At 59.8% G+C, this 25,390-nt stretch carries 18 protein-coding genes and 1 pseudogene; 6 read left to right on the top strand and 13 right to left on the bottom strand.

What is annotated here, in order from left to right:
* The first annotated feature begins 224 nt into the window (after positions 1 to 224).
* Entirely contained in the window at positions 225 to 1,673 is a 1,449-nt protein-coding gene (locus ACYVRU_RS04865; RefSeq protein WP_461185772.1) for an ATP-binding protein, read from the top strand.
* Between the two features lie 149 nt (positions 1,674 to 1,822).
* Here the strand turns inward: ACYVRU_RS04865 and ACYVRU_RS04860 are convergent, their stop codons facing one another.
* The 6 genes from ACYVRU_RS04860 to ACYVRU_RS04835 all read right to left on the bottom strand — a co-directional run bounded on the left by ACYVRU_RS04860 (position 1,823) and on the right by ACYVRU_RS04835 (position 10,224).
* Positions 1,823 to 7,093 (bottom strand): InlB B-repeat-containing protein, encoded by a 5,271-nt coding sequence (locus tag ACYVRU_RS04860; RefSeq protein ID WP_461185827.1) that lies wholly within the window; start codon positions 7,091 to 7,093, stop codon positions 1,823 to 1,825.
* Positions 7,094 to 7,444: 351 nt separating this feature from the next.
* Complete coding sequence (locus ACYVRU_RS04855) at positions 7,445 to 7,972, bottom strand: hypothetical protein (RefSeq protein ID WP_461185771.1); 528 nt, start codon at positions 7,970 to 7,972, stop codon at positions 7,445 to 7,447.
* Between the two features lie 195 nt (positions 7,973 to 8,167).
* Positions 8,168 to 8,356, bottom strand: coding sequence for a 4Fe-4S binding protein (locus ACYVRU_RS04850; protein WP_022738207.1), 189 nt, complete (start codon positions 8,354 to 8,356; stop codon positions 8,168 to 8,170).
* A gap of 153 nt (positions 8,357 to 8,509) precedes the next feature.
* Positions 8,510 to 9,535 (bottom strand): hydrogenase expression/formation protein HypE, encoded by a 1,026-nt coding sequence (hypE, locus tag ACYVRU_RS04845; protein ID WP_461185770.1) that lies wholly within the window; start codon positions 9,533 to 9,535, stop codon positions 8,510 to 8,512.
* Positions 9,535 to 9,957: a nickel-responsive transcriptional regulator NikR gene (nikR, locus tag ACYVRU_RS04840; RefSeq protein WP_022738200.1), complete on the bottom strand. Its 423-nt coding sequence runs from the start codon at positions 9,955 to 9,957 to the stop codon at positions 9,535 to 9,537. The genes hypE and nikR overlap by 1 nt, the downstream gene beginning before the upstream one ends.
* A 12-nt stretch (positions 9,958 to 9,969) precedes the next feature.
* Entirely contained in the window at positions 9,970 to 10,224 is a 255-nt protein-coding gene (locus tag ACYVRU_RS04835; RefSeq protein ID WP_114538587.1) for a dynein gamma chain protein, read from the bottom strand.
* Between the two features lie 86 nt (positions 10,225 to 10,310).
* Here ACYVRU_RS04835 and ACYVRU_RS04830 point away from each other — a divergent pair, with 86 nt between their 5' ends.
* Positions 10,311 to 10,754, top strand: coding sequence for a hypothetical protein (locus tag ACYVRU_RS04830; RefSeq protein ID WP_418911264.1), 444 nt, complete (start codon positions 10,311 to 10,313; stop codon positions 10,752 to 10,754).
* A 141-nt stretch (positions 10,755 to 10,895) separates the two neighbouring features.
* Here the strand turns inward: ACYVRU_RS04830 and ACYVRU_RS04825 are convergent, their stop codons facing one another.
* A complete protein-coding gene (locus tag ACYVRU_RS04825; protein ID WP_461185769.1) occupies positions 10,896 to 12,308 on the bottom strand; it encodes a phosphohexomutase domain-containing protein in 1,413 nt (470 codons plus the stop codon).
* Between the two features lie 315 nt (positions 12,309 to 12,623).
* Between ACYVRU_RS04825 and galE the strand changes: the two genes are divergently transcribed.
* Complete coding sequence (gene galE, locus ACYVRU_RS04820) at positions 12,624 to 13,841, top strand: UDP-glucose 4-epimerase GalE (protein WP_461185768.1); 1,218 nt, start codon at positions 12,624 to 12,626, stop codon at positions 13,839 to 13,841.
* A 247-nt stretch (positions 13,842 to 14,088) separates the two neighbouring features.
* Here galE and ACYVRU_RS04815 read toward each other — a convergent pair whose 3' ends face one another.
* Both ACYVRU_RS04815 and ACYVRU_RS04810 read right to left on the bottom strand, forming a co-directional pair.
* Positions 14,089 to 14,574: a VanZ family protein gene (locus ACYVRU_RS04815; RefSeq protein ID WP_461185767.1), complete on the bottom strand. Its 486-nt coding sequence runs from the start codon at positions 14,572 to 14,574 to the stop codon at positions 14,089 to 14,091.
* 5 nt (positions 14,575 to 14,579) lie between these two features.
* Positions 14,580 to 15,266 (bottom strand): HAD family hydrolase, encoded by a 687-nt coding sequence (locus ACYVRU_RS04810; RefSeq protein WP_417000542.1) that lies wholly within the window; start codon positions 15,264 to 15,266, stop codon positions 14,580 to 14,582.
* Positions 15,267 to 15,389: 123 nt separating this feature from the next.
* Here ACYVRU_RS04810 and ACYVRU_RS04805 point away from each other — a divergent pair.
* A pseudogene (locus ACYVRU_RS04805) lies at positions 15,390 to 16,170 on the top strand (SDR family NAD(P)-dependent oxidoreductase).
* A 79-nt stretch (positions 16,171 to 16,249) separates the two neighbouring features.
* Positions 16,250 to 17,743, top strand: a complete 1,494-nt coding sequence (locus ACYVRU_RS04800) for an aldehyde dehydrogenase family protein (protein ID WP_461185766.1) — start codon at positions 16,250 to 16,252, stop codon at positions 17,741 to 17,743.
* 166 nt (positions 17,744 to 17,909) lie between these two features.
* On the opposite strand, the gene ACYVRU_RS04795 is transcribed toward ACYVRU_RS04800, so the two are convergent.
* The 4 genes from ACYVRU_RS04795 to ACYVRU_RS04780 all read right to left on the bottom strand — a co-directional run bounded on the left by ACYVRU_RS04795 (position 17,910) and on the right by ACYVRU_RS04780 (position 23,527).
* Positions 17,910 to 18,647, bottom strand: a complete 738-nt coding sequence (locus tag ACYVRU_RS04795) for a nitroreductase family protein (RefSeq protein ID WP_461185765.1) — start codon at positions 18,645 to 18,647, stop codon at positions 17,910 to 17,912.
* Positions 18,648 to 19,338: 691 nt separating this feature from the next.
* On the bottom strand, positions 19,339 to 20,160 hold the full coding sequence (locus ACYVRU_RS04790; RefSeq protein ID WP_418379621.1) for a DUF4428 domain-containing protein: 822 nt from the start codon (positions 20,158 to 20,160) through the stop codon (positions 19,339 to 19,341).
* A 266-nt stretch (positions 20,161 to 20,426) separates the two neighbouring features.
* Complete coding sequence (locus ACYVRU_RS04785; RefSeq protein ID WP_461185764.1) at positions 20,427 to 21,968, bottom strand: helix-turn-helix transcriptional regulator; 1,542 nt, start codon at positions 21,966 to 21,968, stop codon at positions 20,427 to 20,429.
* Positions 21,969 to 22,156: 188 nt separating this feature from the next.
* Positions 22,157 to 23,527, bottom strand: a complete 1,371-nt coding sequence (locus ACYVRU_RS04780; RefSeq protein WP_330046850.1) for an extracellular solute-binding protein — start codon at positions 23,525 to 23,527, stop codon at positions 22,157 to 22,159.
* A 321-nt stretch (positions 23,528 to 23,848) separates the two neighbouring features.
* Between ACYVRU_RS04780 and ACYVRU_RS04775 the strand changes: the two genes are divergently transcribed.
* On the top strand, positions 23,849 to 24,682 hold the full coding sequence (locus tag ACYVRU_RS04775; protein ID WP_461185763.1) for a hypothetical protein: 834 nt from the start codon (positions 23,849 to 23,851) through the stop codon (positions 24,680 to 24,682).
* The last annotated feature ends 708 nt before the right edge of the window (positions 24,683 to 25,390 follow it).

Raw genomic sequence — 25,390 nt, 5'->3', positions numbered from 1 at the left:
AACTAAAACAATGCTGTTATCAGGGGGAATTCAAAGAAATTGAGCGCGTGCCTCTTCACTTTCCTAAGCGCCTCTCGTGAAGCGATATATGAACGATTTATGTCTATGAGTCGATCGCTCATTGCAAAACGAGCCCGGCATTCCCTTCTTCTCGCTGTCGAACAGAGAGCAGCTGTTTATATATAATGTAATGCGACGGTACTGCCAGGGTAAGAGAGGCCATTATGCTCCCATCCGAATCTTCGCTTCCTATCGCTCGCCGGGCCCCTTGGCGTGACACGGAATGCCTCGAGCTGGTCTGCGGCATCGCCAACGCCGGTGGAGGTCGCCTCATTCTGGATGCCGACGTAGACAGCCGCGGCGCCGTGAAGCGACGCACAAGCCGCCTCATGAAAACCATTCCCGGGCTTATCGCGCAATCGCTCAACCTCACCTGCGCGGTGGAATTGGTGCTCGATAGCGGTCGTTTCTGTTTGGAGGTGGTTATTCCGCCGGCCAATGACCCTATCAGCTTCCGCGGTATTTTCTTCTTCTACAAAGATGGCGAGAACCACATCCTTGACGATGAGGCACTCGATCGGCTCATGCAACGCGATATGGAGGCCGACGTCAAGTGGGAGCAGCGTCCCGTGGTGCAGGCCAGCTTGGACGACTTGAACATGGGCCTCGTCACGCGCTTCACCGGCGCGGCCCGCGATACCGACCTCACGGTCGACCTTGACGAGGCCTCGGCCATCGAGCAGACGCTGCGCCATGCGGGCCTCATGACCGGCGTCGGCACCCCCACCAATGCCGGCATCCTTTTGCTGCATAACCGGCCGCACCAGTACATCCCCGGCGCCACGGTGCGCATCGGGTTTTTTGGAAGTCACGGCGGCACGCCCATCTACGAGGACGAGGTCTTCGGTTCCCTCATCGAGCAAGTGCACTCAACCGTCGAGCTGCTCTTTGAGAAGTACCTACCGGAAGAGGAGCCGGCCCCGCACGGCACCTACCGTCTCGGCACCGCCGGTGGCCATGGTCGACCGCCTCGGGATGCGGTGCACGAAGCCGTGCTGAACGCGCTCGCCCACAAGAACTACGACAGCGGCGCCCCCGTGCAGGTGAGCGTGTTCACCGACCGCCTCTGCATCGACAACGTGGGCCGACCGCCCCGCACCTGGACCGTGGGCGCGCTCCTCGGACGCCACACATCGCGGCCCAACAACCCCAATCTCGTGGCGGCCCTGCGCTCGCTCGGCATCATCGACGGCTGGGGCAACGGGGTCTCGCGCATCCGCATGAGCTGCATGGAAGCCGGCACGCCCGAGCCCATCTTCGAACTACGCGACGACGAGACTATGGTGTGCTTCCCCATGGATTCAGACAGCCTTTTGACCGCCTCGATAACGCACGCGAACACCATCAGCGCCGCACCAGTGGCCCGAGCTGACCTGCCCGAAGTGCAGCAGACGGCACGAGCCCGGGCGACCCAGCAGGACACGAGCCTCACGCTGAATGACGAGAAAGTGCTCGCCATGCTCGACATCGACGGGCGCCTCACCGCGCCGCGCATCGCCAAGAACCTCAACATCAGCGAGAGCACCGTGCGCCGCAGCTTCCGCCGGTTGCGCGATTTGGGGCTCATCGCCCGCGTCGGCTCCGACAAGTCGGGGTTCTGGCAGGTTCAGTAGCCCGTCGCACCCTTCTTCGAACTTGCTCAACCAGATCTGAAAACAAGACTGCCCGCACGTCCTGATCCGTGCGGGCAGTCCATGGAGTTGGCCGCCGGTCGCGCGTCCTGATCCGTGCGACTCGTCGGCCTCTGCGGCCGCTTGCGCCCTTAGGCCTTATGGGCGACTCGGGCCGCGCGAGTATCTTCGGTTCCCGTCGTAACCGTGCTGGTAAGCGAGTTGTTGAAGTCGTCAATCCTGCGGGCGTAACCGAGGCGGTTCGCCACTACCACGGCAGCGTAGCCCACCGTGAGCAGAACGCCAATGAGCATCACCCAGTGCACCCAGCAGTGGGGCTCGTCGAAGGCGCCCAGAGCCGTGGCGTCGTCCTCGATGACCTCGCTGCCGACACGCGTCACCGTGGGCTCCTCGTTATCGAAGGAGACGCTTGCGGCCATGGGGACGTCCTCGTCGAGAATGATGCCCGCCACAGCCCCGAACTGCTCGGCCACGGCAGCGGCGCGCTGGCTTCCGACCATCGTCGTCACCACGCCGGCAATGGCATCAGCCGGAGTCGTGGCCCCCGCCGGCATGCCCGCGCCCAGGCTCGAACGCGGCGGCAGAAGCGGGTTGCGCGGCGGCACCACCGTAGAGCCGGCCGGGCCGATGGTGAAGGTACCGGGAACAACCTGCACGTCATAATTGGTGTTGCGCAGGTAGTTGGCCGTCAGTACCTCCGGATAGAAGCCAACCTCCTCGGTATCGTTGGTACGCACGAAGGAGATGGCGCCCAAGTCGCTCGGCTGCACGAGATGCCCTTCCACAATGGCGCCCGTGAACTCAGGATCCGCGGTGGAAGCGATCTTGTAGGAGTCCTCCACGGCGATGGTCACCGGACGCGGCAGGATCTTCATATCGATGGAGCCGCTCATGGTGCCGTGATCAGCGCATTCCACCGTGTAGCTGACCGTGCGGGTGCCGGCATTGGTGTAGGTGGTCGGCCCGTCGAAGCGAACCGTGGCCTTCTCGGCCTCCTCGGCCGCCACCTCGTAGCTGATGCCGTGCTCGGCGCCGTCGTAGACACCCACATAGCCTTCCACCTTCACGGGGCAGGCGGAGCTGACCACGCGGATGGTGCCCAGGTTCGGCACAACCGTGTAGTTGCCCGGCTTGGCCGTGTATCCGTTGCCGTCGGCGGCCCAGGTCAGTTCGAAGCCGTTTTCCACCTCTTCATCGACCTGAGAGGCCGCACCAGTGGCGCGGTAGCCCACGGTCTCGCCGTTCTGCAGGCCCGTCACCGCAATACCGGCGCTCGTGGCAGTGTTGCCGTCGAAGGGATAGATGAGCGAGCTCGTCGTCACCGTCAGCGTCGCCGGATCGACGACCACCGACACGCCGTTGATGCGAGCCAGCTCCTCGCCCTTGGCGTCGCGAATGACCACGGTGAGGTTGCGGGCGGTGTCGGCCACGTCCTTGGCGAAGCGCTGGGGGTTCGCGATGGGGCTGTTGTCGGCCGCATACAGCGTCAGCGTCTCGCCGTCCTTCATCTTCAGCGCGCTCGGCATGGCGATGCCGCGCTCGCGCCCGTTGTAGGTGCCCTGGAAGGAGAAGGAGGCGGCATCCAGCCCACGCACATCCAGCTTCCACTGGGCGTAGTAGGTGGTGGTGCCGGCAGGGAAGGTGGCGGGGAAGGCCGTCACGGTGTCACCCGTGCCGTCGGCCTTGGTGTTCCAGCCGGCAAACTGATAGCCCTCGCGAGCATAACCCGCTGTTTCGGGGAAGACCGTCAAGATTGAGCCATCGGTTACGCCCTCGATGCTCGGCTGAGAACCGGTCGCGTCATCGGCGTTGCAATCGAAGACGATCCTGGCGCAATCGGCCGTCCATTTGGCATAGTACGTGGTCGTCCCCGCCGGGAACACGCTCGGCAACGCCGCAAGAGGCTCACCATTGAGCTCCTCGTTGCCACACCAACCCGCAAACGTATAGCCCTCGCGCACCGGCGTCGGCAGCGCGGTATTCACGGCTCCGTCGGTCACACCTACCAGCGACGCAACCTCAGATCCACCGTTTGGCTCGAAAGCAATCGTCGCCTTAAGAGCATCATACTGAGCCGTCACCGTAAGGGCACGATCGATAATCTGATTGAAGTAATCGCTGGCATCTTCCGCGCCCGCTTTCCAGCCAGTGAACTGATAACCGTTATCGGGTTTTACAACAGGTACTTGCGGAAAGGAAGCTCCCTTTAGGAGGTGATACTCAATAGCATCAGAGCTCGCGCTAACCGCGTCTTCTGCACCTTCCACACTTTCGGAAGACAGCTCGCCATGATCGCCGGCCTCAAAGCGGATACCTAAACGCTTCGCGAGATACACCTTGAAGGTGAGAGCACCCTCGCCTGAATAATATGCGCTCTTCGTCGTATGGTCCTCATCGAGAGTATAACGAGCAGCTACAAAATCTACGATGGGCTCGACGCCAGGGAAGGAATCGGGGAACCCAGGCTCCAAGAAAGAAAAGTCGTATCCGTTATCCCCCTTACCGATATAGACTTCGGAAATTTCGTAGTTCTCGCCCACCGACACATTCTGCAAAATACTGGCATAGGAGCGCGTAGGCACTTGCGGGTAAGCGCCCTGATCATCCATTACGTAGTACTCTATTACATAGGGAGCTGTATCCGTTGAGACCGTAGAATTGTAGTCGAAACGCGCATAGAACGTTGTATCAGCGCATTTCCCATCGACCCAATTGAGATTTTCGGCAACGATTTCGGGGGTCAACATCTGATCGGTCGAAACGAGAGTCATCCATTCAACTCGTCCATCTTCTGATGGCGTTAGCTTGAACCAGCCTGCGAACGTGTAATAGTTAGGAAAGAGCGCTTGGGCCATAGCCCCTTTAATGCCTTCGGCATGGGCGCCAATCAGGTTGCGGTCATGGAGCTCTGTACCATCTGCGACGAGAGAGTCCGGCTGGGAAAGCACACCTATGTCCGTAGTGCGATACGTCACCGTGTAATACTGGCTCGGATCTTCCTCGTATTGAGCGTAGAGGGTCATGGTGCCCCCAGCGAAGGTGCTGGGCAATGCCGTAAGCGTCTCGCCCGTGCCATCAGCAGTGGTGCTCCAACCCACGAATTTATAGCCAGCAAGTACGGGGGTGGACGCCTCCGCGTGGTTCACCTGGCCAGCCGTCACGCCTTCAAGAGCAATCGAGGGGTCTCCGTCGTCGAAAGCGCCGTCACACGCATCGAGCACGATCAACGCAGGAGCAGCTTCCCACGACGCCGTATAGCTAACATCCGCATCTCCCATCACGAGACCAGTGCCAGCTTCAAACCGACTGCCCGTCTCGTTGCTCACCCATCGGTCGAATTCGTAACCAAAGCGCTCGGGAGCCTCCGGAAGCCAATAGACACCGCCCTCGTCAGCTCGGATCGTTTTGAAGGAGCTGCCATCAGCGAAAGCACCACCATTCGTATCAAAGGTGACCGTCTGAGCGTCCTGAGACAAATACCGCGCATAGAACGTCGTTGAATCCTTCCCTTCATACTCAGCATCAGCACGCTGACGATAGCGCCCATCGAGATACCAGCCGTCAAAATAGTAGTCGATGCCGTTCTCACTTGTGTGCTGAACGCCCGAATAGGTAGCACCGTCCACAACGATAGACGTCGCAGCTTCCCTATCGGGATCATAGCTGCCGAGCTCGATTGCCGGATCGGACATATTGTGCAATACCGCGTGGGTAAGCAAACCCGTAGGCGACGCGACCTTATACGTAACAGCGAACTGATCGGCGGTTTCGATATGCATTTGCACATAAACGCGCATCGCAGAAGATGGAGCAAGGAGCGCGCCGTTGTAATCGGTACAAGTGGCTTTGTCGGCGATGCACACAACATCATAAGAGTAGTCCGTAATATCTTCAAGCTTGATCTTCGATCGATTTGCATCGAGAGCGCCGTTATAGTAAGCGCGCAGGCCCAAGCTGACGTCAAAATCAGAGGGAGACGAAATGACCAGGTCGTCCAAATTCACCACTTTGTTCTTAACGAAATTGCCATTAGCATCCTTGCTCTCGGGAATCACCGAGCCATTGACGAGTGTGGTGCCTCTTTCGTAGCCATAGGGCATTTGAACCAAACCTGAGCCGAGAAACTGGGCTTTAGACATGCTCTCAACCATCGAGGAGACGCTACTTGCGTCGGCAGAATCTTCAGAAGGCGGAAGGAAATAGAAGTAAGCCAGCTCCGAACCTTCGGGATCGTCCGATGCAGGAGCAGGTTTCACCGTTATCGCGAACGTGGATTCCCCGCAACGCACGATCGTTGAACCAGCAACAAGCGCCTTTACGCTACCGTTTAAAGAAACGGTGGCTACCGTCGTGTTCTCAGAGGACCACGTACCCCCCCCCCCCGCTGTGACAAAGCGGCTCAGATCGCGCGTCTCCCCTACGTAGAGGGTGATCTGCTGCGCGACATCGTCTTCGCTTCCGGACACATCGGATGAGGCGGCCCGATTGGCTTTTCCGTCCGATTCGGAGGCTTCGCCCTCAGCAACACCCTCCACAGCGAACGCATCGTTCTCGTTATCGACATTGTTGACATCGTCAGCATTGCCGCTGCCGACGTTCTCGTTTTCTCCGAGCACTCCGTTGTCAACCTTGCTCATTTCGGAGGAAATCTGGCTGGCATCAACCTCATCGGTCGAACTTGCCTCGTTCTCATCCTCGGCACTTTGAGGCATAGCAAAGGCGAACGGCGCGTTTAGAACAGCCGTAGTAAAGGTGAGTTCGTTCGGATTGATCTCACCCTGAGAGGTGAGCGGCTTCTCTACCGTAACCAATGAAGCCCCGTCGGCGCTCGTAATGCGGTAAACCTGCATCGAGCTTGCAATCATGCTCTTCCAGTTCATAGTGATGCGATAGCTCACACCAAGAGGATTGAGCTCAGCGCCCGATTCGTCAATGAGAGAGATTTGGTAAATACGAAACAGCTCATCGCCCGCCGCAAGGCCACTGTTCGCAGCAGCCTTCGCCTGATCGGTCTCGGCAACCTCCACAAGAAGCTGCGCACCCTCAGGAAGGACGCTGTTCGCCTCAAGCTCGACGTCCACGCCGTCAGCTGTAGCCGTCAACGTTGTTCCGGCGTCGCTCTGCGAAGCGTCGATTGAGGGTATCACGGTGGAGCCGCCGCTTTCGACGCCAGCCCCCGCGCCGCTGCTCTCTGCAGCAGGCTGCTTGGCAGCGTCATTCTCGACCGACGATTCTATCGTCTTTTCTTCAACGTTGTTATCGAAGCTGTCATCGGCTAAGGCTACGTCGACGAACACCGAGGCATTCAGAAACGAGAGCGCCATGAGCGCTGAAAGGACAACGGCTACAACTTTGCCTTCGATGCAATTACGCGCGTCGGTGAGTCGCTGTATCGTGTTCATTTCCACCAACTTCTCCTTAACTCGGCAACTCGCTGCTGCCTAACATCCTCTTCCTCAGTTCCGAACAAAGCTTGCAACACCATTCGGTTACGCAGAGGTGTTTAATATCGATGAGGATTCTACGCAGCATTAGATAGGAATGCTCGAAAAAGACGCTATATGATTGGGTATTGATAGGGCAACGACAGTCCATTTGTTGACATTTTGTCGCTTCTCTGTTCTGGAACGGCAATGACAGACAAGAAGAAGGCGGCTACCGCCGCCACAATCACGTTATTTTTCTAGAAGAGAGGCCGCGGGAAACTCCGCGAAAACCCACAGGAAAGGAAAACGAAAGAGCCTTGGCCCCTCTTACAGCGCGCCGCCGACGAGTGCCACCAGCTCGTCCCTATCACGGAAGGCCCGGGGGCGATCGGGATGCGAGACTTCCACCACATCGCCTTCCCACATTGAACCCGCATCGGCAAACTTCGACGAATGCACGATGCGCTGGAAGCGTACGCACGAATTGGAGGGGAGGTCGGCCATATCGAATCCGTAGGTAAGATTCGAGAGCACCGACTGCAGAGCATCAACCAACTCCGCATCGGGATCAAGACGGATAACGCCCATTTCGCTGTTATACAAAAGCCCCGGAGCAACAAAAATCGTGCGAATGCGTTCTTGGCGCTTCTTTTCCGCCCAATGAATGGCAAAGCACGCAGCAGCAATAACAGCCCACCAGATAACCGTAACAACAATATCGAGAGGATTATCGACAAGATCGAACTGCAGGGCATGCCACACCCAGAGAAAAACAATGGAGGCCAGCAGCAGCACAGCAGCTATGATCCAATTGCTTTTTCGCATGCGACGTGACTCCCAGGTATTGTCTTGCACAGTGCAGTTCGTTTCCATTTTGCCAATTTTAACGCTTTAAGGTGCTTCAGGCTACCTCATTTTACGTGATCATTTGCTACATTCGCAAGAAAAGCCCGCTGCAGCAGCAACGGGCTTTCAAGATATTTCGACTAAACGAGTCTCAGCGACGCAGACGCTCACTCTCCTGTTCCGCAGAGACGGGTTGAAGACGAGTTAGTCTTCGACGATCTCCGGGATAGCGCCCATGGGGCACTCCTCGACGCAGTCGCCACAAGCGATGCAAGCTTCCTCGTTCACGGCGTCGGCAACGCCATTGACGACCTCGAGCACTTCCTGGGGGCACGCGTCAACGCAGATGCCACAGCCGATGCACTCGTCAGCTTCAATTACGGGATGAGACATGGGAAGCTCCTTCGTTCTCGGGTGATAATCCTCGTCTATGAAGCAGGGGCTTTCCGCCCCCCGTTACTTCACTGCGCAAGATACCATGAAAGAGCCAAAGCGCAAGTAGAAATAGAAAACTTTTCAGGGGGCGGCTAAGGAGTGCGTAACGAACTAGCAAATACGGGGAAGCTGCTCGCCGACGAGCATGTCCAAGATGCGGGTGCTACCGAAAGCGGTGCGCAGGAACACCTTGGGGCCGCGGGCCGGGTCGGCCTCGGTCACGCGCCCGATAATGGCGGCGTCGGCACCATAGGGACTCTTCCGCATGGCGGCCAACGCCGCCTCAGCCTCATCGGCGGCCACCACACAGACCATCTTGCCCTCGTTGGCCACCTGCATCACGTCGTAGCCGAGCATCTCGCAGGCGCCCAGCACGGCGTCCTTCACGGGAATGGCATCCTCGTCCACGGTGATGTCGGTGCCGGACTGCTCGGCCAGCTCGTTCAGCGTCGAGGCAATGCCGCCGCGCGTGGGATCGCGGAAGCAACGGGTGTGCGGCGCCGCGGCCAGCACATCGGCGATGAGGTGGTTCAGCGGTGCCGCATCGCTCTCGATGTTCGCCGAGAAGTTCAGGCCCTCTCGGCAGCTCATAATGGTAATGCCGTGGTCGCCCAAGGTACCGCTCACCAGCACTGCGTCACCGGGGCGAATTTGCGCGCCGCCCAGGTTCACGCCCTCGGCAAGGGAGCCAACGCCACTCGTGTTGATATAGATGCCGTCACCATGGCCCCGGTTCACCACCTTGGTGTCGCCGGTGACGAACCGCACGCCGGCCTCTGCCGCCGCCTCGGCCATGGAAGCGCAGATGCGGCGCAGGTCATCCATGGGAAAGCCCTCTTCCAGAATGAAGGCGCAGGAGAGATACAGCGGGCGGGCGCCGGAGGTGGCCACGTCGTTCACGGTGCCGCACACAGCCAAACGGCCGATGTCGCCGCCGGGAAAGAAATGCGGCGTCACCACGAAGCTGTCCGTGGAGTAGGCGATGCGCTCACCCGGCGCGAGGGCCGGCAGCACCGCCGCGTCATCGCCGCGCAGAAGCTCGTCGGTGCCGTAGGCCTCGAAGAACACCTCGTCGATGATGCGCTTCATCATGGAACCGCCGGAACCATGCCCCAGCATTACCTTCTCGTCTGCCATTACATAAACCTTCCCGTGGTGGTAAGCACCAGCTTGCCGTTCTTCACGCCCTTGGTGCCCAAAATGAGGTTGGCCACGCTTTGCACGAGGCCCGTTTCACCGCGCATGACGATAACCTCCAAGCACATATGCTCGTCCACATGTACGTGCATCGTGGAGATGATGGTGTCGAAGTAGTCGTGCTGAATGGTGTGCAGCTTCTCCTGCAGATCGTTGGAGTGGTGGTCGTAAATAATGGTGAGCGTGCCCATGACAAGGCCCCCAGGCGTTGCGCACTCTTCTTCCACGAGGGCGTCGCGCACCAAATCGCGCACCACTTCGCTGCGGTTCTTCGCCAGGCCGCGGCGAGCCACCAGCTGGTCGAACTCCATGAGCAGCCCCTCGGGCATGGCCACGGAGAAACGAACAAGGTCGTTGCTCATCGGTCGCGCCGCCTAGACGCGGGCGACGGTGAAGCCGGCGGCATCCTTCGCGTCATCTTCCATGGCCTCTTTGGCCTCGTCAAGTGCGGCGCGCACCTCGTCGAGCAGGCGCATCACGTCATGCAGCTTTTCCCCCACCGTGGCAAACCCGGCGTCGGAGGCCAAATGCCCCAGATCGTGCGCATGGCGACGCTCGAGCTTAATGTGGTCGTCGATCTGGTCGATCATCATTTCCAGCTGGCCGGTGTTGACTCCATTGGTGCACATGGGCGCCTCCTTGGAATTTGCTACTATATACAGGAATGTTTTATCGCGAGTGCGAGCGCAGCGCAAGAGGGAGTGTGATTTCTTCCGTGAAAAGTAACATTTTTGAGGTAACGGGCGAATCGGTGCTCATGCTGTACGGCAGCCACCTGACCGGCGCGCCAACCTCCACGCTGCTCGTGCTGAGCGAGACCCCTTTGGGCGACGCAGCCTTGGAGGCCCTAGAGAAATCGGCGGTGAGCTTGGAGTTCGGCACTGCCCCTCTGGCGCAGGTGGTCGTGGAAACCGACGAGGGCAAGCTGGGCGCGGAAGACGTGCGAACTATCGTGGAAGGCCTCGACCCCGTGGCGCTTGTGGCCTGCGACGCCTTCGCCGCCGAGGCGCTTTCGGCCGCCTACCGCACACCCGTGACCCTGGATGCCGACAATCGCCTCCTCGGCCGCACCGCCATCATCTTCCAAGACTTCGAAGGCATGATGAACACCCCCGCCGACAAGCAGCGGGCCTGGGCGCTCCTGAAGAAGCTGCGGTAGAGAGACCTTCTGAATAGCGAAACTCCAATTTCACTATTTTTTCGCTATTTTGGTTGTTTTACAAACAGTGCTTCAAAAGTCGGGCGGCCGCCAGGGCACAGTGGCTCTGGCGGCCTTTCGGGCGCGTTGTGCCGAGACGGCCTACAGGCTCGTGACCACCGTTTCGGCAGCGTCCAGAAGCTCGTTTACCTCGTCGGTGGTGGCCGCCTCGGCGTAGATCCGCACGAGCGGCTCGGTGCCGGAGGGGCGCATCATCACCCAGGCGTCGCCTTCCAGAAGGAGCTTCACGCCGTCGCGACGATCCACATCGAGGACGCACTTGCCGGCGATTTCATCGGCCGTGTACGTGGGCACGGTTTCGGCGCGGAAGCGGGCCATCTGCTCGTCGGTGATAGAAAGGCCACGGCGAGCGAACTCCAAGCGGCCGATATCGGCGAGCATCTCGTCGACGATCGTGCCCAAGTCCTTCCCCGACTGGGCCATGCATTCCGTGAGCAAGAGTGCCATGAGCAGGCCGTCGCGCTCCTTCACGTGATCGGGAAGCCCGATGCCGCCGGATTCCTCGCCGCCGATCATGACGCCGCCCTTTTCCATCTCGCCGTAGATCCACTTGAAGCCGACGGGCGTACTGACGAGCTCCAGCCCCAGCTTGCGGCACATGCGGTCGAGCATAGCCGACGCCGTCACTGTGGACACCACGCGGCCCGTCTCGCCGCGGTCGACCATGTGCTTGGTGAGCAGCGTGATGATGCGGTGAGCGTTCACGTAGTTGCCGCGCGAGTCGCCAGCGGCAATGCGGTCGGCGTCGCCATCGTTGATGAACAGGGCATCGTAGCCCAGCTCGCCCACTTTCGCGAGGCCTTCATCGACCCAGGGCTGAATGGGCTCGGGATGCAGCCCGGCAAAGGTGGGATCCTCCGTGTTGTGGATTTCCACGACCTCCACGCCCATGTCGCGCAGAAGGCCAGCCAGATAGTGGCGGCCGGCGCCGTAAAGCGGATCGCACACCACGCGCAGGTTGGCGCCGCGGATGGCCTCGACGTCGACCAGCTCGCGCAGGGCGGCCAGGTAGTCGGTCATGAGGTCGGCCGTTTGGAAGGGGCCGAGAATGTCCGTCGGCTCGGGCGGCAGCACGGCTTCGACGCGGTCGGTGAACTCAGCGGGGCTCGCGCCGCCGTCGGCCATGCGCAGCTTCACGCCCAGATACTCGGCGGGGTTATGGGAGCTCGTGAGCATGATGCCGCCCACCGCGTCATCGTTATGAGCCACCGACCAGCACAGCGTGGGCGTGGGGCAATAGTCCTCGGTGAGCAGCACGTTGAAGCCCTCGCCTGCGGCCACTTGAGCGGCCAGCTCGGCGTAGGCGTGGGCATCCTGACGGCAATCATGGCCGACGATGAGCGTACCCGGAGCTTGCGGATCGCGGCCAGCGGCCACGGCCTCCTCCTTGAAGATGCGGGCCGCCGCCGCGACGACGCGGTTCAGATTGTCGGGCGTGAAATCTTCGCCGATGATGGCGCGCCAGCCGTCGGTTCCAAAATGAATGTCAGCCATGAGCAATGCCTCCTGGGCCTTTTCTGCGAGTTTTGTTGCGAGAACGATTATAGAGGATGCGAGCCATAGAAGTCGCCTTTTCGTTGAAGGCGGCTTTCTTTGGGCGCGGGTGAGGCGGGGGCGCGAGTCGGAGGACGGTTCTCTCGACTCCTGACTTGCCCTAAGCGAGTCAGGAGAACCCCCCTAACTCGCTGGCCGCCCTGACCATGCGCTTTCCATCAAATATAGCGGCAAGCCATCCCAACCTGATACCATAGCGTCATGCGATTCAAGAGCGCAAAACCTGCGTCGTCGTTTCCAAGAAAGAAGGCTCCCATGGCGAACGCCCTGCTTGCGAAAGATCCCGCCGAAACCTGCGTACTGGTGACGGGGGGTGCCGGGTTCATCGGTAGCCACACCGTGGTGGAACTGCTCGAGCGTAACTACCAGGTCGTCATCGTGGACGACCTGAGCAATTCCAGTCGCGAGGCCGTGCGGCGCGTGGGCGAAATCACCGGCGTGGCGCCCGTGTTTGCCGATCTGCCCAACGAGGAAGAGGCCGAGGCCGTCGCGGCTGTGGCCGGCGCCGCGGTACGCGAGGTTGCGCCGGGGCCCTCTCTCACCTTCTACGAGGCGAACATTCTGGACCGCGCGGCCCTGGAGACCATTTTCACCATGCACGCCGTGGACGTCATTATTCACTTCGCTGGCTTCAAGGCCGTAGGCGAGTCGGTGGCCAAGCCGCTCGAGTACTACTGGAACAACATCGCCGGCACCCTGGTTCTGTGCGAAGTTGCTCGCGAGCACGGCTGCAAGAACATCGTGTTCTCGTCGAGCGCCACGGTGTACGGCGAGCCGGAGTTCGTGCCCATCACTGAGAGCTGCCCGAAACACGACGCCACCAACCCCTATGGCTGGACTAAATCGATGCTCGAGCAGATCCTTTCCGACCTGTACACGGGCGATAACGAGTGGAACGTCGTGCTGCTGCGCTATTTCAATCCCATCGGCGCCCACGAATCCGGTCGCATCGGCGAGGATCCCAAGGGCATTCCGAACAACCTGCTGCCCTATGTGGCTCAGGTGGCCGTAGGCAAGCTGGAGCAGGTCGGTGTGTTCGGCGACGACTACCCCACCCCTGACGGCACCGGCGTGCGCGACTACATTCACGTGGTGGACTTGGCCCGCGGCCATGTGGCGGCGCTCGATTGGATGGCCGGACGCGTGGGCACCGGCGAGCCGATCGGCGTCGGCTCGGTGGCTGGCGAGCCGGCAGAAGACGGAACGCGCCGGGGCGTGGGCATTTTCAACCTGGGCACGGGGAAGGGCTCTTCCGTGCTCGACGTCATTCACGCCTTCGAGGCTGCGTGCGGCCACGAGATTCCCTACCGCATCATGGCCCGGCGACCCGGCGACATCGCGGAGTGCTACGCCGACGCCACGAAGGCCCGCGACGAGCTGGGCTGGACGGCCGAATACGACATGGCCCGCATGTGCGAGGACGGCTGGCGCTGGCAGTCCCAAAACCCCGACGGCTACGGGAACGCGGAGTAGGCGCAGGAGCTCCTCGCGCCCATTTCTCGCAAGACTAACACTTTGCGAGGACAATAATTTCGACTTGTTAGAGTTTGCCAGGCGCTCAATAACAGTGCGAATTAGATGATCATACTTTATTCGCATCTTAATATATGAATTGCATTATACATAGCGACTCGGTACGTTCTTGAACCTATTCGCATGTCTAACAAGTCGAAATTTCCGCCCGAAATCGCCCTTCGTATCTGCCAGAGACCTTCGTCGCCTAATCAACCCGCCTTCCTCGCCCGATCAACCCACTTGCCTCTTTGGCCAGCATCTTTTCAAGCGCAAGAACAGCAGCGCTAGCTCCTAATGCGGCTCCCAGGGTGTCGGTGAGCCAGTCGGCGGGGTCGCACACGCGGCCGGGGACGAAGGATTGGTGGAACTCGTCGGTCACGGCGTAAAGACTGGCGAGGGCGATGACGACGAGGGCGAGCTTTCCCCAACCCAGCGCAGGCCATGTGCGCCGCGCGGCCAAAACGAGCAGCACACCAAACACCAGGTACTCGGTAAAGTGGGCCGCCACGTTCACGATGTCGGTGTCGGGGCCAAAAATGGGAGCGGCGAGGCTCACGAGCCAGCGCTTAATTGCGGCCAAAGGACCAGCACCGTCGAAATCGCTGCCGGTATGGGCGGACATGAAAAAGATCACGGCCGCCCACAGGGCAACGATAACCCATGAGAGTATGAGGCGGCCTCGCTGCGACACAGGCGTTAGGCTTCCGGAGCGAGAGCGAGAATCTGCTCCGGATCGCTTACGAGCAGGTCGGGTTCCCAGCCTTCGGCGGCGAAATCGGCCGGGTCGTGATAGCCCCAATCCACGCCGACCGCATAGCAGCCAGCGTTGCGAGCCACGTGGATGTCGCCCGGTGAGTCGCCGATGTACACCGTGCGCGCCGGCGTGCTTCCCAGCTCTTCAATGGTGGTGAGCAGCCCCACCGGGTCGGGCTTGCGCGGGAAGTTCTGCGGGCCGCCTTCCCCGTGCTGCACATCCACAGCATCGGGGAGGCACTTGTTCATGATGAACTGCACGCCGCCGTCGAACTTGTTCGACAGCACACCCAACTTGCAACCGCGCCGACGCAGCTCGGCAAGCAGGGCGGGGATGCCCGGGTAGGGCTTCGTCAGGTCGTTGGGATAGGTGCCGTAGTTCTCCTTCCAGCGGGCGAGGCAGGCGTCGGCCACGTCCTGGGGCGTCCCTTCAGGAACCGCCTGGTACATGAGCGCCTTCACGCCGTTGCCCACATAGGAGTTGATCTCCTCGCGGGTGCGCGGGGGCAGGTTGAATTCGGCGAGCGCATCGTTAGTGAGCACGACGAGGTCGTCAAGCGTGTCGAGCAGCGTGCCGTCCACATCGAACACAAACGTATCGAAGGGCGGCGTTGGTTTTTCAGCAGCCATGAGGCTTTGGTCCTTTCAAGCTTTTATAGAGCCACATCATTGTAACGGTTGCCCGCTTCCAATGCGGAAACAGCCTTCTGACTGTTAGGTTAAACCCACGGTTGTTCAGAAAAGAGGCTTTCCATGAATCCTTCGAAACGAGTAGCCATCATCACGGGCGCGTCCTCCGGGCTGGGGCGCGAGTTCGCGCGGCAGCTGGACGCGCAGCAGGTAGCCGACGAGCTGTGGCTGGTCGCGCGCAATGAGAAGGCCCTGGCCGACGTGGCCGGCGAGCTGGACACGCCCTCCCGCGCGGTAGCCGCCGACCTCACCAGCGAGGCCGACATCGCGAACATTCGCACAACGCTTTCCGCGGAAGACCCCCGCGTCACGTTCTTGGTGAACGCGGCCGGCTTCGGCAAGTTCGGCGATTGGCAGACCATTTCCGATGCCGCCGTGGATTCCATGATCGACCTGAACTGCCGCGGACTGGTGGATATGACCCGCGCGGCGCTGCCTTATATGGAACGGGGGCGGCCGTATCATCCAGGTGGCCTCGGCGGCCGCGTTTGCGCCTCTGCCCCATATGAATGTGTACGCCGCCACGAAATCCTTCGTGTTGCACTACACCCGGGCCCTGCGCTGGGAACTGCATGGCACGGGCATCACGGCTACGGCCCTGTGCCCCACCTGGGTAAAGACCGGATTCGAGAAAGTGGCGCGCACCTCCGGCGGCGGCCACGACGTGGGGCACCTTTTCGGCGAGCAAACACCGCAGGAAGTGGTGCGTCGGGCGCTTTGCGCGAACAAGGCCCACTTCGCCGTGGCCTGCGCGAGCCCTCAGTCGGCGGCGCTGCGCCTTATCGGCAAGGTCGTTCCCTCTTGCATCACCATGGCCGGCTGGGACGTGCTGCGCCGGCTGTAATAGCAACGCCTCTCCCTGTCGCCCCACCGCGTTACGCCGCCTGGTTGCGGCGGCCCTCCCCTTCGAAAGGATTGTCCTCATGAGCGAAACGCCTTCCGTGCCTTCCGCATCTGTCGCGCCTTCCGCGCCTTCCACGTCTGCAGCTGCTGCCATCCCCAACAACTACGGCGTTGCCACCTCCATGGCCGACGTGCAGAACCAGATCAACGAGATGGAGGCCTTCTTCGAAACCGGCGCCACCCTGCCCGTGGACTTCCGCCTGCGCCAGCTGCGCCGGCTGCAAGCCTACTTGCTTGCCCACGAGCGGGAGGCCCTGGACGCCCTTCATGCTGACTTGGGAAAGTCCGCCTTCGAGTCGTACGCCACCGAGTTGGGGCTCGTTTACGACGAGATCCGCCTTTACCTGAAGAAGCTGCGCCAATGGGCGCGGCCGCGGCACGTGCCTACACCACTTGCGCACTTCCCTTCTTCGTCCACGGTGTACCCCTACCCCTTCGGCGTGGCGGCCGTGCTGTCACCGTGGAACTACCCGCTGCAGCTGACGCTCATTCCGCTGGTGGACGCCATTGGCGCGGGCAACTGCGTAGCTATGAAGCCGTCGAAGACCTCGCCGCACACGTCGCAGTTTCTGCGTGACATGTGCCGCGAGCTGTTCGATCCGCGCTACGTGTACTGCTGGCACGGTTCAAACGAGATGAACGACTGGCTCTTGCAGGTGGAATTCGACAAAATCATGTTCACCGGCAGCCCGCGTGTGGGGCGCGAGATCATGGCGGCCGCGGCCCAGAACCTGACGAGCGTCACCCTGGAGCTCGGCGGCAAAAGCCCCGTGTTCATCGCCGCGGACGCCGACATCCGCCGCGCCGCCCAGCGCATCGCCTGGGGCAAATGCCTGAACTCGGGTCAGACCTGCGTGGGGCCCGACTACGCGCTTGTGCACGAGGATGTGGCCGACGAGTTCGTGGAAGAATTGCAGCGGTGGATTCACGAGTACTACGGCGAGGACGTGCTGGCCAGCCCCGACTACCCGCACATGATCAACCAGAAGCACTTCGACATGGTGTGCCGGCTCATTGACGACCGTCCCCAGGGCACCCGCATCGCCTTCGGCGGCCGGCGCAACCCCACGACGCTGCAGATTGAGCCCACCGTGGTGACGGGCGTGTCCATTGACGACCCGCTCATGAGCCAGGAGATCTTCGGTCCGGCGCTGCCCGTCATCACCTGGCGCGACGTGGACGAGGCGCTGGACATTGTGCGGTCGATCAAGCATCCGCTGGCCTGCTATATCTTCTCGGAGAGCCGCGCGTTCCAGCGGCACATCCTGGATGCGGTGCGCTGCGGCGGCACCACCATCAACGATGTGGTCATTCACGCGAGCAGTAACGCCATGGGCTTCGGCGGCGTGCAGAACTCCGGCATCGGCGCCTACCACGGCAAAGTGGGCTTCGACGCCTTCACTCACTACAAGTCCACCATGAAGAAGTCGACCCTCATCGAGACCGGCATCCGCAACCCGCCCTTCAACGAAAGGAAGATGCGCCTGCTGAAGCTGGTCATGCCGGGGAAGTAGCGAGCGCTGCGCCCTTCTTCCCGCCGCACCTCCCCGTAGGGGCTGACCTTGGTCAGCCCTCGCGAGCGGGACAACCGCTCACGACAAAACAGGGGCGACCAAGGTCGCCCCCTACGGGGATCTGAGCGGGAGCCAAGAGAGCGGTTCTCTTGGCTCTTCAAGTCGGTTATTCCGCCCAGCGGTAGAGGGCCGGGCCGACACCGATCTCGAAGTGGCATTGGGCGATGCCGAGATCCATCTGGGTGAAGGCTCCGCGCCTGGTGGACGCGCGCACCACCGGCACGTCGCCCACTTCACCGTCAAGCGAGAAGGAGAACTTCTGATGGTTTAAGGCCGTGGGAGCGAGCAGGGCCGCGTCCACCCCGCGCTTGAACCACTCCGGTGCCCCGTCGTAGCCCGGGGCCACCGCCTGGGGCGCCTTCGACCGGTGCGGCACCCCCTGCGTGGTCCCATATCCGAGCGCTATCACGGCGGCCAGCTTCTGGCCCAGATCCACATTGTAAGCGCGGTTCACCACCTTGTAGGTGCCGCCGACCCAACAGCTGTTCAGCCCGAGCGACTGGGCCAGCAGCACCAGCTGCTCGCCGTAGTAACCCAGAATGCCGTCGAGCTCCTTGCACTCAGGCCCCACAAGCGCCAGGTAGTTGCGCACGTTTGTGAAGTTCACAAGCCGCGCCTTAAAGCCGGTGAAAGCCCGCGGCTCGTCAAGCACGAGCTGGATGTTCAGGTTCGCCTCCTCGTTCACCCGGGCGATGGCCTCCCGCAGCACCTCCACCGCCTCGGGCGCGAGAGGCTCGTCGGTGTAGCTGCGCACGGCATGGCGCGCCTCAATCGCCTGCATCGGCGTGAGCTGTCCGGCGGAAAAGGGAAGGAGCGCACAGGGATCAGGTTGCAGAGCGGCCATGGAAGTCCTTTCAGCGAAGTTGCCGCGCCCAGCATAGCACAAGAAAGATGGGCTCAAAAAATACAGAGGCTGAGGCCTCTCCTTTTGTCTAAATATGCACTATTTACTATATAAATCAGAGATCCCGGAAGCAGTGTAGTCGAACAAGAAGAACGGGACGTAGATCCCTTTGATCGATTGAATTCGATTCTCATCCTTGAAGCACCTCGGCAGAAACGGCCTTTTCACGTGATGCTTCTTCAGCGCAGCAACGGCCGCATCTTTCTCCAACTTGAACGGGATAACGAGATCGGGCCTGAGCGCGCCTGCAACCCTGGATCGGATCACGGTCGGATTGTCGCAGTAGGGACACGACGCGGCTATGGTCGCATGATCGCAAACGAGCTCGGCCCCGCACGAGGGGCAGCGGCATGATCGCATCTCCTGCGCTTCCGCATCGTCGAACCCCCTGTTCCCGCCAGGCTCCAAGGCGAACCGCCCTCTTTGGAACCCATGTCGGCCTTTTCAGCCGATGCCTCGGGTTCGGTGCGCACGCCATAGAGGGCCTCTATGGCGTCGGAGCATACGAGCAACCCTGTTTCCGCATCGAATCCGAGAGGACCCGTGCAGGAAGGGCACTGGTAGATTTTCACGCTCGAAGCCATGGCCGCCTCCGTTGATCAGTTGCCCGGTGTCCGATTCAGCGCGAAGCCTAATCGCCAAGGGCTCCGCCGCAGAACTCGCAACAGTTCGTCGTTGTGGGCGTTGTTGTCGCACCGCAATACGGGCACGCAACCGCTGCTTTGGGCGCCGCCGCTGCGATTTCCTCACGTGCGCTTTGGCGGTTCTCAAGAAGGGTTGCTACTATCCTTTCGCACAGGTCGCGGTACGTACGGTACTCGACGCTGGCTTCGGGATTGAACGTCTCTGCTCCCGAAAGCGAGCCGATAACGAGGTTGATGCTGCCCGGGTTCGCAGAAACCGCAGGCCCGCGCCTCTCTTCGACTTCGACGGTTCGGCTGTTCACCTTGAAGCGCATATCGTCGAAATACGGGTTGTTGACGTAAACGGTTACATAGAAATTGTAGGAGTGGGTGAATCTCGGAGGATCGTAGCTTACAGCCTCGTTGTTCTCGTCGAAACGCGTCACCTCGTCGATGCCCTCGTCGATATCGTAAGTGCATCCCGTGATATCGGAAAGCTCGAGCACATCGGGGTTCGCTTCCGAATAATTGCGCGCCGAGGTAACCATGAAGCGGCCCGCGTCTTCGTCGACAAGAACCTTGGCGGTTTCACCGAGCGATAGCGTCGTGCGAAACGCGGCGACGTTTTCCTTGTTAGCTTCGCGGTATTCAAGCTGCTCCTCGATTTGCGCGACGGTCGAGTGCCGGCGCTCATCGAACCATGGCGACAGCTTGGCTGCGCACGCCTTGCACATGTTGCCGTCCTCAAGCTTGCGGTTGCCCAAAAGACCGATTTCTCCGCCGCAGATAGCGCACTCTTTCTTCTCGAAAAGCTTCCCGAACAGTCCCATGGTTCATCCTCCCTTACCGAATGCAGCATTCAGCCACTGCGACGCCACAGAGGAAGGGCCGCCTGCATTCCTAGCCCGCTTGATAGCTGCCGCGCAGTTCTTGGCGAGCGCCGAGACGGGGTTTGAATTGCGGGGCGAGGTCAGGGCGAGAGCCCTTCCGTTGACTGCATTATGCGGGGGGAGGTCCGCGAAGTTCCATTACCTTATTGGGTATTTCAACGCGAACGCGGGAAAGTACTTAATTTGATCAGGAGCCTGACCGGCAGCTAAGCCTCCGGATTCTGCGAAACGCCCCCTTCGCCGAAGAGGGCATCGAGCTTCTTGCATCGGCGGAACAGCTCCAGATAGAGCACCAACTCTTCACGCGAGCCGACGTTCAGCTTGCGATATATGTTCGCATTGTGCTTGCGTGCGGTATGGATGCTGATGAACAGACGCTCGGCGACCTCGCTCGTTTCCAAGTTGTCGGCATAAAGCTTTACTATCTTGCGCTCCGTGGCGGTAAGCGTGGCGAAACGAGCCGAAAACTCATCGAGCAAAGAGGCGACATCGGGAGGAAGCAAGCTCGGCTTGATGCTCGCCGCTTTCGAATCCAATACTGAAACGAGCGCGTCTATTTCGGAAAAACCCGTCAGGCCGTCCCCGATGGATCCGTCCGCCTTGAGGGCGTCAACCGCATCGGATATCGGCCTTACGAATCGACGCGACAAATACCGGGACAGCATAAGCGCGCCGACAAACAGGAGCGAAGAGGCGACGATGATCTTCATGCGGTCGGCGAAGGCCATCGCGCTGTAATACTCTCGGGGAACGAGGGTGATGGCGCACACGTCCTCGCCGTCTGTTGTCTGCAGGCCAAGCGGCGTGTGAAGGCCGACGAACGTGCCGTTTGACGCCTCATACACGTTGAAGCCGGAGTCCTCGCGAACGTAGAGTTTTTCGGCGTCGGACAGATACGTTGATTTGAGCTCTCCGGTCATGCCCTTGGGCAAGTCCACAACGTCGTTGCTTACAGGGGCTACGGCCGTCATCACAGAGCCGTACTCGCTATCTTGCGCGGGATAGGACAGGCTGAAAAGCAAATCGTTCAATTCCAGACCGCACACCCCGCGAACCGTTCCGTTCGAAGAGCAGACAGGAGCGACGACCATGGCCACGCCCTCCCAGGTGCCGGGAAGCTGCGAACGGCTTGTCCATCGGCAGCTTTCCGAAACCCTCCCGGTCGAACCGCGGAGCATCGTTTCGTATCCGGGCATAAGAGAGCTGTCGAACTCCAGCCTCCACCGATTATGGAGCTCGAGGCTGTTTTCCCGAGCGATTTGGGGCGTCCCGCGAAATAGAACGATATCTTGACCGACAACCTCGCTTACACTGAGATTCGCAAACCTGATGTACACGCCGGCGCGAGAGTTTTCGGCGTTGTCGATCTGTGTGTTGACAGTGGCGTCGATGATGACGAAAGCGCCGCTGCACGGGCTCGTCTCAAGCGCGGTGCGCAACACGGAGAACAACGCGCGTTCGGCGCGGGCAATGCCCTCCGGGTCGTCGTTGAGCTTGGATGTGGGATGGGTGAGCAGCTGGTGATCAAGGGCGTTCGAAGATTCCTGAGACAACGCGATGGCATGGGCGGCAAGCACGCTCGTTTGCTTTTTGACGCTTGCCACTGTGCTGGCATGATGGGCGTCGAGCGCATGACGGAGGTTGCTCTCCCTGATGGAGAACACGCCGAACAAGCTGGCGAGGATGAGCATCGCAGCAAGCAGGACGAAGATCATCGAAGCCCAATATGCGACAAGCTTGCGCCGCATGGAGACTTCCTTGCACGTCGCATGCATAAGCTCGATCGTCTGCCGTATGCGGTTCATGCGCGACTCCCTCCTTTCGCCAACCGAGAATCCGGTTTCAATCTATGGGAATCTGACCTCCCGACAAACAGATGCTAGGCCATCATTCCGCGATCGCATGGCTCGTAACCGGGATCCATGCTGCCGGATTATCAGACTCCCTTCTTGAACTGCTCGTAGCTATCGGCGATGAGCCTGTCGAGAGCCGCGCCGCTTTCGTCTCCTGATTCGATGAAGCTGTTGCGCGCCGCCGAGAGATGCTTTCGCACGTTCGACTCGAAAGCATCTTCAAGCTGCAGATACGAATCGGTTTGAGGGGCTTTGTAAAACAGGTAGTCCCGCTGGGTTTCTATGTAGGCGCGATAAAGCTCAACGTATCTTTGGTCGGTTAGCTTTTCAATGCATTGTGGCAAATAGGAATCGTACGCCTCCTGAACAACGGGCATATAGCCGGTGCTTACGGCAAATTGGCTATTGCGCTCGGGGTCGGTAAGCCACTTCAGGAACCGGATGGCGGCTTGCTCCTTTTCGGGCGTCGACTTTACCGTGCATATCCCTGCCCCTCGCTGCATCACCATCTTCTCCCCGCCGGCGAATGTCGGGACGGGCATGATGTCGAACTCGACGATTTCGGAGGTGTTGTCGGCGCGAATAACTTCGTTGGTGTAATACAGAACGCTCGCCGAAGAGCCAACGCTGGCAATCACCTCCCCCGTCCGAAGGGGATCGGTCGCATAGCCGCCTCCCAGCCACAGGCCTCCGCTGATTGCCGCGCGCGCATAAGGCTGCCACACGCGGGCGAACGTCGAGTTGAACGAGATGTCGTCACCGTCGAAAAACGACGTTCCGAGAGACTCAATGCCCACTTGGAAGTAATCGAAGTGGTAATCATGGGCGAAAAACGCCTTCCCATCGCTTTCGATATCCGGCGTAAGGCTGTCGGTCCATTCCTCGTAGACGCAACAAGCGTCAAAGAGACCCTCCCACGTTCTCAAACTGTCAAGGGTTACGCCTGTTGCAGCGGAAAAGCGGTCGAAATCGGTTTTGTTGACGAAGAACAACTCTGTTGACTTGGCAACGGGCAAACACACAAGATGGCCGTCGACTTCGCCATCTTCCAGAAAAGCCGGCACGAAGGCTGCAAGCTCGTCTTCGGTGAAGTAATCGCGATAATCGACAAGGATGCTCTGATCAGGCAGAGCAAGAACGGTCTTCGGATAGGAAACGAACATATCGGGCAGCTTCGGCGACCCTGGCTCTCCCGCCGCTGCGGCAATGATGCCGTTGTGGATGTTCTTGTTGTCCGACACCATGGCGACCTCAACCTGGATGCCCTCTTCGACACCAACCGTGTTGTTGAAAACATCGATGAGATCGTTGAGCGGAGAATCCGTCTGGCCACCGTAGACGTGCCAGATGGTGATGGTGGTCGGCTGGTTGCTCTGCGAGCGGACGCAGCCGGCACCGAGCAACAGCCCGCAGGCGAGCGCCAACGAAAGAATGATGCCGACTATCCTTCTCATACGCACAACCCCCCATTCATATCGTTGATTGCAGCAGATAGGAAAAAGATCGAGTCTCACGGCTCATTATGCCAGCAAAACATTGTCCGCGCATCAACTTTCAGAACCGAAGTATTCGATTTAGGCCTTGGATTCAGAAATCATGTGATTGAACTGCGGTTATGCATAAGACAGCGACACTACTCAATTTAAGTATTTTTTCTTTTGCCCCAAGAAAATACCCAACGAGGTAATGGATTAGCAGACTTTCGAAGTGTATCAATAGCGGTGTGAGGCAACCGTCTCACGAACAAAACGTTCGAACTGAGGAGGACGGAAATCATGAAGAGACTGTTATCGATCACCGCGCTGGCGCTCGTAATCGCTTTGAGCCTTGCGTTTACCGGCTGCAGCGGCGCGCAAAAAGACGCTTCGGCGAACTTCCAGGGAAACTGGAAGATGACGAACGTAGCAGGCGCAACCGAAGACGACATTGCGGCCATGGAGGCGTTCGGCATAAGCGTCGTACTCGACCTCAACGAAGACAAAACTGCTGTTCTTGATATGATGGGCGAGGAAATATCGGGCACTTGGGAAGCAAAGAGCAGTACCGAACTCACGCTGACCATCGAAGGCAGTTCCGCAACGGGCAAACTGAATGGCGAAGAGCTTACGATTGCTGTTGATGGCGAGGAGATGACCTTCCAGAAGGTCAGCGCAGAAGAGGCAGCGAAGATCAAAGAAGATGCCGCGAGCATGGAGGGCATCCTTAGCGACGAGGGAGATGACGCTACTTCTGCCGACAGCGGAGTGACCTACGATGCCTCCTTCACTCCCGTCGCCGTTGTTGACGACGACATGTGGACGATTGACGTCGTGGCGAAGAAGAGCGACGAATGGGGAGGCTCGGGCTACGTTGTTGACGTGAACAATAAATCCGACAAGCCCATCTACGTAACGGTTCCCTCTGATGCGTGCTCCGTCAATGGCAAGATGGTCGATTTCTGGGGCGGCGAAGTCGTATTGCCTGGCAAGCTGGCAGAGGGCGCGTTCTTCTATGCCGATTCCGATGATGTCGCAAGCGTTAGCGAAATGACGAACGTCGAGATGGTTATTGAGGTCTGGGATAATGACACTTACGAGACGCTGGCATCTTACGACGTAACGTTGAACTAGCAATTGCGGCTGCCGCCTTTCTTCTGGGCAGTTGCAGATGAAGCATGAGTTCTTATGAAGACCGGCTCTTCCACTTGACCTGGCGATACCGAGCAGATCCGGAAAACACCGGATCTGCTCCGTCATTCAGCTCATCTGCACATCGCCGGGCGGCTGAGGCAAACGCGATTCAAGATTGAGCAACGCTACGGCCTGCCTATCAAATCAAACCAGCAGGGCTGCGATCGCCGGACCCATTAGCGGCCCCCATCGCTTTGGTATTTGAAAAAGCTGCTGAGATCCCCCCGCTCGTTTCTCCGTCTTCGGCTTTCCGAAAAGAAACATCTCTTCTTTGATATTTGGATAGATTATTGGGAATGGACGGGTAAGCAGCAAACGAGAGGGGTGTTTTTCGGTTCTATTCGGTTCTATTCGCCCCATCGGAGGGGCGCGAGAGGATTTTTCTACGAAGGGAGGAGGACGCGAAGCTTTGCGTTCGCAATATGGAATCGCAGGATCGCCGATTGGCAGGGTTTTGGGTTAATGACCCTGGCGTTTCACGGGGTTTCCCAGGTTGCAGGTTGTTCCACGGTATTTTAGCCAAATAATTAGCCCATATTCGCCCACATAGGGGGTGCGGACGTTTTTCCGGACGGCCTAGGCGGCCAGCCCCAGCCGCCTCCTGCGGCCGGCTATCGTATCGTACACCTTGCGCCCTCCCTCGTCGAA

Source organism: Adlercreutzia sp. CNCM I-6216 (genome assembly GCF_977113345.1).
This window is presented reverse-complemented; position numbering and strand designations above follow the sequence as displayed.